The sequence below is a fragment of the Rubritalea sp. genome (assembly GCF_051252225.1).
In the GTDB taxonomy this organism is placed as follows: Bacteria; Verrucomicrobiota; Verrucomicrobiia; order Verrucomicrobiales; family Akkermansiaceae; genus Rubritalea.
On record NZ_JBPOGE010000002.1, the window covers coordinates 235,375 to 248,126 of the forward strand.

13 protein-coding genes are annotated in these 12,752 nt (G+C 48.2%); 10 read left to right on the plus strand and 3 right to left on the minus strand.

Annotation, left to right across the window (positions count from 1 at the left end; all coding sequences use genetic code 11):
• The first annotated feature begins 205 nt into the window (after positions 1-205).
• The gene (gene truA / locus ACSHX2_RS03470; protein ID WP_435690607.1) at positions 206-961 is read left to right on the plus strand and encodes a tRNA pseudouridine(38-40) synthase TruA; all 756 of its coding nucleotides are present in this window, start codon (positions 206-208) and stop codon (positions 959-961) included.
• A gap of 52 nt (positions 962-1,013) precedes the next feature.
• Here the strand turns inward: truA and ACSHX2_RS03475 are convergent, their stop codons facing one another.
• Positions 1,014-1,463 carry a Dps family protein gene (locus ACSHX2_RS03475; protein WP_435690609.1) on the minus strand — a complete coding sequence of 150 codons (450 nt, stop codon included), beginning with the start codon at positions 1,461-1,463 and terminating at the stop codon, positions 1,014-1,016.
• A gap of 104 nt (positions 1,464-1,567) precedes the next feature.
• Positions 1,568-2,593: a substrate-binding domain-containing protein gene (locus ACSHX2_RS03480; protein WP_435690611.1), complete on the minus strand. Its 1,026-nt coding sequence runs from the start codon at positions 2,591-2,593 to the stop codon at positions 1,568-1,570.
• Between the two features lie 209 nt (positions 2,594-2,802).
• Here ACSHX2_RS03480 and ACSHX2_RS03485 point away from each other — a divergent pair, with 209 nt between their 5' ends.
• The 9 genes from ACSHX2_RS03485 to ACSHX2_RS03525 all read left to right on the plus strand — a co-directional run bounded on the left by ACSHX2_RS03485 (position 2,803) and on the right by ACSHX2_RS03525 (position 11,723).
• Positions 2,803-3,771, plus strand: a complete 969-nt coding sequence (locus ACSHX2_RS03485) for an NAD(P)-dependent oxidoreductase (RefSeq protein ID WP_435690613.1) — start codon at positions 2,803-2,805, stop codon at positions 3,769-3,771.
• Positions 3,772-3,790: 19 nt separating this feature from the next.
• Positions 3,791-4,282, plus strand: a complete 492-nt coding sequence (locus ACSHX2_RS03490) for a gluconokinase (RefSeq protein ID WP_435690615.1) — start codon at positions 3,791-3,793, stop codon at positions 4,280-4,282.
• The gene (locus ACSHX2_RS03495; RefSeq protein ID WP_435690617.1) at positions 4,263-5,366 is read left to right on the plus strand and encodes an Ldh family oxidoreductase; all 1,104 of its coding nucleotides are present in this window, start codon (positions 4,263-4,265) and stop codon (positions 5,364-5,366) included. Before ACSHX2_RS03490 ends, ACSHX2_RS03495 begins: the two co-directional genes overlap by 20 nt.
• Positions 5,367-5,379: 13 nt before the next feature.
• Entirely contained in the window at positions 5,380-6,606 is a 1,227-nt protein-coding gene (locus tag ACSHX2_RS03500) for a glucuronate isomerase (protein WP_435690618.1), read from the plus strand.
• Between the two features lie 4 nt (positions 6,607-6,610).
• Positions 6,611-7,390 carry an SDR family oxidoreductase gene (locus tag ACSHX2_RS03505; protein WP_435690620.1) on the plus strand — a complete coding sequence of 260 codons (780 nt, stop codon included), beginning with the start codon at positions 6,611-6,613 and terminating at the stop codon, positions 7,388-7,390.
• A 62-nt stretch (positions 7,391-7,452) separates the two neighbouring features.
• Positions 7,453-9,057, plus strand: coding sequence for a divalent metal cation transporter (locus ACSHX2_RS03510; RefSeq protein ID WP_435690622.1), 1,605 nt, complete (start codon positions 7,453-7,455; stop codon positions 9,055-9,057).
• Positions 9,058-9,072: 15 nt separating this feature from the next.
• A complete protein-coding gene (locus ACSHX2_RS03515) occupies positions 9,073-10,119 on the plus strand; it encodes a Gfo/Idh/MocA family protein (RefSeq protein WP_435690624.1) in 1,047 nt (348 codons plus the stop codon).
• Positions 10,120-10,134: 15 nt separating this feature from the next.
• Positions 10,135-10,842, plus strand: coding sequence for a 3-keto-disaccharide hydrolase (locus ACSHX2_RS03520; RefSeq protein ID WP_435690626.1), 708 nt, complete (start codon positions 10,135-10,137; stop codon positions 10,840-10,842).
• 11 nt (positions 10,843-10,853) lie between these two features.
• Positions 10,854-11,723: a sugar phosphate isomerase/epimerase family protein gene (locus ACSHX2_RS03525; RefSeq protein ID WP_435690628.1), complete on the plus strand. Its 870-nt coding sequence runs from the start codon at positions 10,854-10,856 to the stop codon at positions 11,721-11,723.
• Between the two features lie 60 nt (positions 11,724-11,783).
• Here ACSHX2_RS03525 and ACSHX2_RS03530 read toward each other — a convergent pair whose 3' ends face one another.
• Positions 11,784-12,626 (minus strand): hypothetical protein, encoded by an 843-nt coding sequence (locus tag ACSHX2_RS03530; RefSeq protein ID WP_435690630.1) that lies wholly within the window; start codon positions 12,624-12,626, stop codon positions 11,784-11,786.
• Positions 12,627-12,752 lie beyond the last annotated feature (126 nt).

The following is a 12,752-nucleotide window of genomic DNA, read 5'->3' on the forward strand; positions in this document are numbered from 1 at the left end:
TCTGAAGTTAGTTAAAATATAAACAAACGACCTAAAGTGTCCACCCCCCCATTTAGGGGTGCACCCATAACCCTATATGCACTGAGTGTTATGAGAGAAAGCATCTCAGATTCGGTATGTGGGTCCATATTTATAAAACGAACTAAAACAAAAGCTCTTCTCGAGTTGATAGCTTGCGGGCTCAATGTTAGAATCATATTTCACTATGCGACTTAAAATCACCATAGCCTACGATGGCAGAGGTTTTTCAGGCTGGGCAACTCAGCCAAGCGGCCACACAATTCAAGACTTAATCCAGAGTGCTATTGAGCAGGTGAGTAAGCAAAAAGTACAAATTCAAGGATCTGGCAGGACAGATACTGGAGTACACGCCGATGGCCAAATAGCCCATTTCGACAAACCTGAGGGTATTGATATGAACCCGTATAATTGGGTTCCAGCGTTAAACACTAAACTGCCTGCAACCATCAGAGTACTCGACTGCGAAGAAGTCAGCGAAGATTTTCACGCTAGATTTTCAGCAAAATCAAAAACGTACTCTTACCTGTTAGCCATGCAGCCAGTACTCCACCCTATGCTCTCAGGAAGATCTTGGCACTTACCTCGCCAACTCGATAAAGCCACCTTAGCTGAAGCGATGAGCCATTACATCGGCACGCACGACTTCCGGGCATTTGCTGCTTTAAGAGGTAATGAAAGCGAGGATACTTGTTACAAACGCACTATCACCGAAGCCTCTGTGAAAGAAATAGATGAAGGCTTTATCCTTACATACACAGGCAGTGGGTTCCTCTATAAAATGGTGAGGCTACTTACTGGCGCAGCGGTCTACGCAGCTCAAGGGAAACTCAGATTAGATGACCACCTAGCATTGTTAGATCAATCTGGTGACCAACCTAGCGGACGGTCACCTTATTGCGCGCCATCAGATGGCCTCACTCTGACAAGAGTCGAATATTAAAAAAAAGCTCACATACGATATGTGAGCTTTATACAGATTAAAGCGAAAGCTGTTACTCGCCTAGATAGCTTTTCAACATCCAAATTGTCTTTTGGTGTGCCTGGATACGAGCAATAGTTAGGTCTTCAGATTCTGAGTCATTCGCTTCTGCAGCCACATCGCGAGCATTTGCTAAGCTTGCTACAACAATCTCATTGGCTTCAGCCAAATGAGCAACCATAACCTCAGCATTGGCATCCTCTTCCAACTCATTGATTGTTGAAAGCTTTGCAAGATTAGACAAGCCACCAGGAGCTAAAGCCCCGAGAGCTCTAACACGTTCTGCTATTTCATCCACTGCAGCAAAAAGCTCCGTGTACTGCTCCTCGAATGCTGTGTGCAAAGCAAAGAATCCAGGACCACGCACGTTCCAGTGACATAAATGAGTTTGGCCTAACAAAGCATAGCTATCTGCAACAACTTGGCGTAAGGCCCCGACTACTGGTTTATGTGAATTGGACATACTTACCTACTAACACACATCTCACAAGTCCGCCACCGATAGCTTAATTCTTTTAGTGAAAGACTGAGCTTCAATCATGAACTTTTTTAGGCCACGCCCATTCACTATTCTTCGCGTAACTCTCCAGGACTCTTCCCTGTCATGCGTTTGATAAAGTTAGATAATCCAGAGCACTCAGAGAACCCGGCTTGATGTGCCACGCTTTCTAGGCTCGAAGTCCTGTCCTTCAAGAGTAACTCAATCGCTACTACCCTTTTTTCCCGCATGACTGCAGCTGGGCTCCTATCGAGATATTTAGCAAAAGCTCGCTCTAAGGCTCTACGTGAAACCCCGCAACCTTTAGCTACGTAGTCAACATTCATGTTCTTCAATGGCCGCGCATCAATATAATCGATCGCACGCTGGCAAATGAGAGCATAGCGTTCTTTCCGCTGACTCGATTCCCTTGTCACTACCACTGCAGGCGCCTGCGGAACCTCCACATCATCACCCAGCACTCCTAACATCTTCCCTAACTGCACGACGGCAGCTCTCCCCAAATCGGCAGCCTTCAAATCGATACTCGTAAGAGCTGGACTTGAGGATTCGCAGAGTAAGCGATCATTATCCACTCCGATCACCGCAACATCGTCAGGCACTGCATAACCTAACATTCGACACGCTTGCAGCACATCCAGTCCAGCATCATCTTTACATGCCAATACCCCGCATGGCTTAGGAAGTGTCTCTAACCATTCGGCAATTCGTTTAACACCTGCCCAATTGGTTCGCGCCTCTTGCGGTAAACTCAAAGTGTCATTTTTCACGCCCAGCTCAGTTGCATAAGCATGGAATGTCTTCTTGCGCGCTTCTGACCACATCACTCCTTCCCAATGAACAAAGCCCCAATATCCTAAATTTAAATAGCCAAATTCCTCACCAGCTAAACGACCAATCGCCTGATCATCCGGGTGAGGCCCATTGATATACTCAGCATCTTCCCCCTCCACAGAGCGTATGAAAACCGTAGGCACATCAAGCTTTGCTAGAGCTAAAGCTTTCCCCTCCTTAAGTCCACGCACCAGCATTCCATCCACCTGCCTCGCAGCCACATACTCCTCTAACTCATTAGCACTTATACTTGAAGACACACACCAGTAATGCCAGTCACATCCTGCTGTGCGCATCGAAAACACCCCGCGCAGCACCTCTCGAGAAAAAAAGCTCTCTCTATCTCCTATGTACAATATTTGTGGTCTTTTTCCATCCATGCTGTCGCAATATATAAAGACAACATGCGTGAGTCAATGTTGTACACAAGATCATTTACTGCCACCTTATGGTCATGAGCACCATTTATGTGTCCAGCATTTCATACAACAAAGCAAAGTCTACTTTTGAACGCCTTAATTCGGAAACGAAGTACAACTTCGAACCTGTGAACGAAGAAGAGGATTCTCTCGCAGTTCAGATTAAAGAAAATGGCGTAAAAGCATTCATCGCCGATATATATCCATACACTGGAGCACTCTACACAGCTTTTCCTAAAGGGGGCATTATTGCTCGCTATGGGGTCGGCCACGACAGCGTAGATAAAAAACTCGCGACTAAAAATGGGCTCTATGTAGTAAACACACCTGGCGTTCTCGACAATGCAGTTGCAGAACACGCATGCTGGATGATCGGCAGCTTCGCGCGCCACCTCCACACAGCTCACGGAAGCACTGTCGCAAATCAATGGCTTCCACAACCCGGTGTCGAACTCCGCGGCCGCAAAGTCGCCATTCTAGGTTTTGGTCGTATCGGCCAGAACCTCTGCCAGAAACTCTCCTTTGGATTTGGAATGGAAGTAACTGGCGTGGATATCCAGCCAGAAGAAAACTTTGCCGAGCTTAAAGACTCAGTCGGTTTTGCTAAATACACGACCGACCGCGATGCTGCACTCGCTGAAGCCGACTACGTTGTACTTCTCATGGCTGTCGTCCCAGCCACCAAGCACATCGCCAATGCCGAGATGTTTGCTAAAATGAAAAATAGCGCGGTCCTTGTGAACTCAGCCCGTGGTGCTCTAGTTGATGAACTAGCTCTCTACGAAGCTCTCTCTAATGGCGACATAGCAGGTGCATGCCTCGATGTTTTTGAAGTTGAACCTTACCAACCGCAAGCTGCAGACAAGGACCTCAGAACACTTCCAAATATCTTACTCACCCCACACGTCGGATCTAACACTGCTGAATCAAACGCCGCCATGGCTTCTACCGCCGCCCAGAACATCATCACAATCCTAGAACAAGGCCCAGACGCCTGTTCTAACATAGTGAATCGTTAGTAGCTCCCACCTTTTAAGTATGAGTCACCGAATCATTGTCATGGGCGTTTCAGGCTGTGGAAAATCCACTGTCGGAGAAGCGCTCGCAGATTCCCTAAATGCTATATTCTATGATGGGGATGACTTCCACCCTCAGGCGAACATCGACAAGATGGCCTCGGGTGAACCTCTCAATGATGACGATCGCCAACCGTGGTTAGAAAAACTTGCGATGACTATCCAAGCTACTAACGGCAATTCTGTCACCGCTTGTTCCGCTCTAAAAAAACAATACCGTGACATTCTACGTAGCGCAGGAAACACGACCTTTGTCTATCTTCATGGGGAGAAAGAAACTCTGTTAGAACGTATTCAAGGTCGCTCTAACAACACTGAACATTTCATGCCAGCATCTCTGTTAGATAGCCAGCTCAACACCCTCGAGTCCCCCTCTGCAGAAGCCAATACCATTACAGTCTCCATTACCTCCCCCATTCCAACCATTGTAAACGATGTCCTCAGCCAACTCTAAAGAACAAATGCATATCGTCGATGTGCAAGCCCACAACGAACTCATCACCGCCGCATTCATTGCGCGTGGGTTCAATGAAGAAGAAGGTCGCGCAGCGGCAGAGATAGCTGCAGTTGCCACCACACACGGCAACCGCACGCACAATGCACTCAAGGCTCTTCACCTCGATGAACTCCTAGGCTCTGCCATTGGTAACTGCACACCGGGTGCGAATATCATCAAAAAAGAACACCGTTTCGCCGCCTCTGAAGTCTGGGATGGCAACAAAAAACTCGGACAACTCGTTGCGAAAGAAGCTTTCAACCGTGCCATCGAGCTCGCTGATAAATACGGAATCGGCATGGTCTCAGTAGACAACGCATGGCACTACCTTTGGGGAAGTGGCTATGCCATCGATGCTGCCAATCGCGGTTACATTGCTTATACTAATTGTACATCCACCCTAGCCGAGGTCGTTCCTTTTGGCGGTAAGTTCCCAACACTCGGAACAAACCCACACACCTGGGCATTCCCAACAACTAATGAATTAGGCTACCCTATCTGTATTGACTGGGCGACATCCACCGTTGCGATGGGTCGCGTTCAGCAACTAAAACGCGAAGGCGGTACCCTCCCACCGGAATCTGCTGTCGATGCCGATGGTAACCCAACAACAGATCCAGCAAAGGCAGTCTCGCTCCTCCCCTTCGGCAGACACAAAGGCTACGGACTCTCACTGGTAAATGAAATAGTCGCGGCCTATATCGGAGGCTCCATTCCAACCATTCGCGGGACTCAATCCTCGATTCCATCAGAGAAAACTACCTCTTCATTCTTCTTCCAAGTCATCCACCCTGAAGCGATGAGCGGGAACGCCTTTGCGGCTGGGAGAGATCAAAAGAGCAATGTGAAAGCAGTGATCGACGACATTCTGGGACATGGCAACGAAACCTGCCTCCTTCCAGGACAACTCGAAGCGCAAGCCGCCGAACGCACTAAACAAGCCGGCGGTCTCCTCTTCTCCACTGCAGAACTAGAAGAGCTCAATAAAATAGCTGCCACGCTCGATCGCCCAGCTCTCACTTCGAAACCTTTCGAATCTTAATTCTTTAGTCTAAATGCTCCTCACGTCCAAACTCGCTGAAGAACTCTATGAATCGGTAAAAAATTTACCGATCATAGACTACCACACCCACTTACCTGCAGGCGAGATTCTCCATGACCATCGCTTCGCCAACCTATGGGAACTGTGGTTAAAACATGATCACTATAAGTGGCGCCTCATGCGTGGTTGCGGAGTGGACGAATCTCTCATCACGGGTGATGCTGCCCCCAAGGATAAATTCCTCGCCTTCGCTTCTATCCTGCCATTAGCCATAGGGAACCCTGTCTACCAATGGGCGCACATGGAGTTAGAGGCTGTCTTCGGAATCACTGAACTACTCAGCGCAGAAACTGCTGAAATAATTTGGGCCGAAGCAGAGCTACAGCTTGAGAACTCGATCTCTGTAGGCAGCCTACTTGAGCAATTTAAAGTAGAACTTATTGGAACCACTGATGACCCCTATGATAATTTGGCTGACCATATAGATCTAACAAAATCTAACACCACCACATTAGTCATCCCCACCTACCGTCCAGATAAATACCTATTGTCTGACGATATCGACCTCGCCGCGCTCAAGAAACGACACGATTACTTCTCCCAATGCGGTTGTAAAATGTCTGACCATGGAATCGATCAGATCCCAACTCCAGGAACACCGGCTTATCAAGCGCTGTTAGAAATAGCCCAGTGGAACCACGAAAAAGGCTGGATCATGCAGCTCCACCTTGGACCACAACGTCGAGTCAACACTCGCCTTTCAGCGCAGACTGGACCAGACGCCGGCTTTGATACCATTGGCAGTTGGACACAAACCGACAATCTCATCCATTTCCTCAACGACCTCGATCAGACCGATCAACTTCCCAAAACAGTCGTCTATAACCTCAACCCTAACGAGAGCACAGCTCTCTGCTGCGCATTGCAGAATTTCCAACAAGGCCCCAACGCTGGAAAACTCCAATACGGCGCAGCCTGGTGGCATCTCGATAACGTGCGAGGAATTAGAGAACAGCTCGATCTCACGACGCAACTTTCAGCCCTCGGCGCCCACATCGGCATGCTTACCGACAGCCGTTCATTTACCAGCTATGTGAGACACGACTACTATCGTCGCATTCTATGTAATTTCCTCGCGGATAAAGCTATCGCTGGAGAAATGCCAAACGACTCAACCCTTCTAAAACAAACGGCTCAGAACATTTCCTATCACAATGTGAAGGCCTACCTAAATCTATAATTTTATGTCTTATCTCGATACACTCTTCGATCTCAAAGGGAAAGTTGCCGTTGTCATCGGCGGCACAGGTGAACTCTGTGGCCACATGGCTATCGGCCTAGCCAAGGCTGGAGCTGAGGTCATACTCGTCGGTCGCAATGAAGAAAAAGCCAACGAAAAACTTGCGATCATCGCCGACACTGATGGCTCAGGATACTTCCTTAAAGGGGATGTCTCCACCCGCGAATCCATCGATACGATCATTGCCGATGTCATCGCTAAATCTGGTGGCATAGATATTCTCATCAACGGCGCAGGCGTCAACTCTCCCACTCCCTTTCTTGAAATTACAGAAGTGGAAATCGCTCGCATCATGGATATCAACTTCACTGGCACTGTCCGCGCCTGCCAATCCTTTGGTGACTATTTCCTTAAGGAGAAAAAAGCGGGCTCTATCATCAACCTAGGTTCTATCTCTGGCCTCACACCTCTATCTCGTGTCTTCACCTATTCCGCGAGCAAAGCAGCGGTGCATAACCTCTCCAAAAACCTCGCCCGTGAGTGGGCTGAACAAGGTATCCGCGTGAACACCCTCGTCCCAGGCTTCTTCCCCGCTGAACAAAATCGCAAAGTACTAAACGAATCTCGCGTCTCACAAATTCTAGGGAAAACTCCAGCGAATCGCTTTGGCGCCCCAGACGAACTCATTGGCGCCACCGTTCTTCTCGCTTCAGAAAATGCAGGCCGTTTCATCACTGGCCACGAACTCGTCGTCGATGGCGGTTTCAACTCGATGTCTATTTAACCACACCACAAAACATAAACCCACCCCCCAATTTTTTCTAACTAGTTAGTTACCAAACAACCATGAGCAAATTACTCAAATACGCAAAGCAGTCCGGCCCAGGCTGGCTCCAAGCTGCTGTCACACTAGGTGGCGGCTCACTCGTTGGAGCTCTCTATCTTGGAGTCATCGGCGGCAATGGCCTGCTCTGGCTGCAGCCCATGGCTATGGTCTTTGGTGTCATCATGCTCGCCTCTCTTGCCTATGTGACACTAAGCACTGAGGAGACACCTTTCGTCTCCACCTGTAAGCATATCTCCCCAGTTATCGCTTGGGCATGGTTATTAGCTACCGTCATTGCCGACTGTGTTTTCTGCCCAGCCCAAGCATCTCTAGGCCTCGGTGTTGTTCAACAGAATTTCGGACTTGCAGGGGTAAACCCATACATCATCACCACCCTACTCGCTGTAGTAGCCTATGCTGTCGTTTGTTTCTATAGCTCAGGCTCGAAAGGTGTCGCTACATTTGAGAAAATTCTCAAAATCATGGTCGGCATCGTGATCCTCTGTTTCTTCGGTTCGGCTACGGTCAACATGGTAAATGGTAATGTCGACTTTGGCACCCTCTTCACTGGTTTCATTCCTAACTTCAGCGCTTTATTCAACCCTGCAGCCTCATTCGAAGGAGCTATTGCGGCTACTGGAGATGCATCAGCCTACTGGGCTGATACGATCACCGACTCTCAGCGTTCCATCATCATTGCAGCCTTTGGTGCTGTCGTTGGAATCAATATGACATTCCTGTTACCTTACACTCTGAAGAAAAAGGGCTGGGGAAAAGCAGACCGTGAACTTTCCCGCTATGACCTAGTTCTTGGACTTGCCATTCCTTTCGTGATCGCAGCTTCTCTACTCGTGATCACCGCCTCTGCACAGTTCCACTGTAAGGATGCCGACATCCTCAACGAGCAAGGCCAACCTATCGCTCTAGAAACTGGCTACTATAAAAACCTCGAAGGCCGCCTCGAATTCGCTGGTATCGACTTCACAAAAGAGACCCTGAGAGAAAAAGCCGACGCTCTACCTATAGCTGATCGTAAAATGGCAGCGTATATCACTAAGCGTGATGCCAAGCAGCTGGCTTCGTCCCTCGCCCCACTTGTGGGAGAGAAACCATCACAGCTCATCTTCGGCATCGGCATTCTCGCTATGGCACTTTCCACAATGATCGTCCACATGCTGATGAATGGATTCGCTATCTCCCAAGCAGCAGGAAAACCTGAAGCAAAGAAGCCATTCCTCATTGGCGCGGCGATTCCAGCGATCACAGCAGCACTCGCCCCCCTCCTCTGGGAGGGCACAAACAAGACTGCCATGGCCGTCCCCGCTTCCGTCATTGCTACAACTCTCCTACCTATTGCCTACCTCATCTTCGTCTTACTGATGAACTCCAGGCGCACCCTAGGCCAAGAAAAGCTCACTGGCGGTAAGTTGATTGTCGTAAACATCCTAATGCTCACCGGACTTTTCCTCGCAGGTTTCGCCTCAGTCTGGGCACTGATGAACAAAAAAGATGCTTTCTTTGACCTCCCAATCACCTGGGGACAAGTGGGCCTCACCTCACTCGGCATTTTAGCCGCCATTGGCATCATCAGCTTCGCTATCAAAAATAAATCAGCAAACGCATAGCCACCTCACACGTATATGAACTTCGGAATTATCGGCTCAGGTATGATTGCTCGTTTCCACGCGGAAGCGATCCAAGCAATGTCCAACGGAACGCTCAAAGGAATCGCAGGCCGTTCACTAGAAAAAACCCAATCTCTAGCAACAGACTTCCACTGTAAGGCATACGAATCAGTAGACGCCTTACTTGCTGATCCAGAAATTGACATTGTCACCATAGCCACGGTCTCAGGGGCTCATCTCGAACCCGTAATCGCGGCTGCCAAAGCGGGAAAACACATCATCTGTGAAAAACCGCTCGAAGTGACCACTGAGCGGATCGATGAAATCCTCAGCGTTTGCGCCGAGCATAACGTCACCTGTGCTGGCATTTTCAATCGTCGCTTCTACCCAGCAATTCAGGAGTTTAAAAAAGCAGTCGATACTGGTCGTTTCGGCCGCATCACCATGGTCGAAGCTGCTATCAAGTGGTACCGCGACCAAGCCTACTACGACTCCGGAGCCTGGCGTGGCACTTGGGAGCTCGACGGTGGCGGAGCACTGATGAACCAGTCCATCCACACTATCGACCAGCTCCTCTATCTCTGCGGACCAGTCAAAGCGGTGACCGCGAGCATGAATTGCCTTATCCATGAAGGAATCGAAGTCGAGGACACCGCTGTCGCGACTCTAGAATTCGAAAATGACGCCCTCGGTGTCATCCATGGTTCCACGGCATGCTGGTCCAGCGATGGCCACCCAGCAGAAGTCCACGTATGCGGAGAAAAAGGCTCCGTCTTCATGGCCGACACAGCATTCCGTGTATGGGATTTCATGGAAGAAAAACCAGAAGATGCCCGTATCAAAAACGAACTTTCCACAAACTCAGAACAAAAAGGCATGGGAGCCAATGACCCGAACGCCATCGACTTCTTAGGCCACCAGCGCAACTTCGAAGATGTTGTTAGGGCTATTGAAGATGGTCGTGAACCACTCACCAACGGACAAGAAGCGCGGCGGGCCGTCGCCCTTATTCGTGCCATCTATGAGTCAGCTCAAAATGGCTCAAAACGCATTGAACTCTAACCTAAAAACAAACTCATGAAACATATTCTCGAATCACTCGCTATTCTCGCAGTGAGCTCCGCGCTCACTATTGCAGGAGAGACTAAGTCTGATACTTCTGAAAAGTCAGCTAAATGGACCAACCTTCTTGTTGGCGATGACATCAACCAACTATGGCAACCCACATCCAATAGAGCAGGTAAGCGCACCAAAGAAATCGGCGCGCGTTGGTCACTCAAAGACGGTGTCATGACTCTAAAGAAAGACGGTGAAGGCCGCGGAGGAAGCATTGAAACTAAGGAGACATTCTTCGACTTTGAACTCAAATTTGAATTCAATATCCACGAAAATTGCAACAGCGGCATTAAGTACCGTCAGGCCAACTCAACAGGCTTCGAATATCAAATCATTGATGACGTAAACTACCGCGACAACAGCGTTTCTCACCGCACAGCTGAACTCTATGAGCTCAAAGAAGAAGAATCACCACGCAAGCTCAACCCAGCTGGTGAATGGAACTCTGGTCGTATCGTAGCCAAAGGTAACACCCTCGAGCACTGGCTTAATGGCCAAAAGGTACTCACTATCGAAATTGGGTCCGAAGATTGGAAAAAGCGTTTCGAAGATTCCAAATATTTCAAAAGCGAGATTCTAGATTTTGGCACACACACTGGAGGAATCCACATTCAGGATCACTCTGATACTGAAATCACCTTTAAAAACATGATGATCCGCAAACTCTAAGTAAACAATCTATGAAACTCACCGGATTTGCAGACGAAGCGGCACGCGACCTCAGCACTCAGATCAAAGCGACAAAGGAACTCGGCTGGGACTATATTTCAGCTCGAGGAATCAACGGCAAAAACATCCACGAACTCTCCGAGCCGGAATTTGATACTGCTGCCGGTGAACTAGACACGGCTGGAATTAAGGTTGCTGAATTTGGTTCACTGATTGGAAACTGGGCGAAGTCGATCCATACAGACTTCGACATCACACTCGGTGAAGTAGAACGTGCTATCCCACGCATGCAACGACTCGGCACGGACATCGTCCGAGTCATGTCTTACGCGCAAGAACCTTGGGGGCAAGACCAGCTAGAACAAGAACGCTTTCACCGTCTCCGTGAAATCACCCATCGCTTCAACGACGCCGGTCTCACTGTCGCCCACGAAAACTGCATGAACTGGGGTGGCTTCTCCGCTGAGCACACACTACGCCTCGTCGAAGAAGTTCCTAATCTCAAACTCATTTACGATACGGGCAACCCTGTCTTCCAGAAAGACCGTAGTAAGCCGAATTCGGATGGAAGCTTCCCATGGCAAGACGCTCTAGAATTCTACAAGGCTGTGAAAGAGCACATCATTCACATCCATATCAAAGACTGCCTCAATCCTGTAGCTGAAGACGAAGAACCCGAGTATGTTTTTCCAGGAACAGGCCAAGCATATGTGAAGGAAATCCTCACAGACCTAGCAGAATTTAACTACTCAGGATTCATCGCCATCGAGCCACACGTAGCCACAGTCTTCCACGTCACTGATGGTCAAGAGCCAGACTGGCAACAATGCTATGACAGCTACGTGAGCTATGGGCGCAGGCTAGAGGCTATGATGCGTTAAGACTACTATTATGCCATTAACAATGGCCATAATAGTAGATCTACAGCTGAAAAACTCCCTTTATTCCGAGTCAGACTTAATAATCAATTCTGGATTAGGAATACCAAGGTCCACTGAGCCTCTCGGAAGAAATTTCACTTCACTCACATCAGCATGTCTCATTTGTTCTCCAATAACACCGTTGTCCATAGACATTGTTCTGTGAGACCCCGCGAGCATAACACCATTGATGTCTGTCAAATCATCTAAAGTAATAAATTTTTCAGGAGTTGGCCCATTCGGAGCAACAAGCTTATTCGTCACGATATAATATGCGCCTCTAGTTAACTTAGTCTCATTATCAATCAATAAAACATAGTAATCATCAGGACTATCGCCAGCCTCTTTGCCATATGTGACTCTCACTTGAGAGTACTCTTTCCCCTCAAATTCTTTAGTCTCTGCTAATAACTCAAACTGAGCGTTATCATCATTAAACACGAAAGGAATACCAAGGAAATAATAGGGTGTAAGAGACCAGAAACGCACTGGCGGCTTAAAATTCGATCCTAATGGTGAAATCCATGCCTCTCCCTTACTAAGACCAAACTTCACATCAGAGTCTGGAACCTCATGAACTACATCCAATGTTCTAGAGTCAACAGTCTGCTTAGTATCAACAATAGCCTTAGGCCCTCGATCAGTCATATGATATGTCCAACGAAAATTAAGCAGCCCATTATTATACCATTTATCGGTACCTCCGTGAGCTGCAATAGATTCAAGAACAAGCGCCTTTCCTTTGTTAATTTCGAGTACCTGACTAGAATCGGCCGCACTCGGAGTATCATTACAATTGGTTAGCAGCAATGAAAGCACTGAGAACGACACAACTGTGAGTCCTTTTTTTATAATTAAATTCATAATGTATGTAGGTTAACGTGCCACGATACTACCCCTAACCACCTTTTCAAATTTTAATTTGAATTCCTTTGATCAATCGACCTCCCCCTAACACTTCAGCTGCCGATTCTTTATTGGTTACAGATA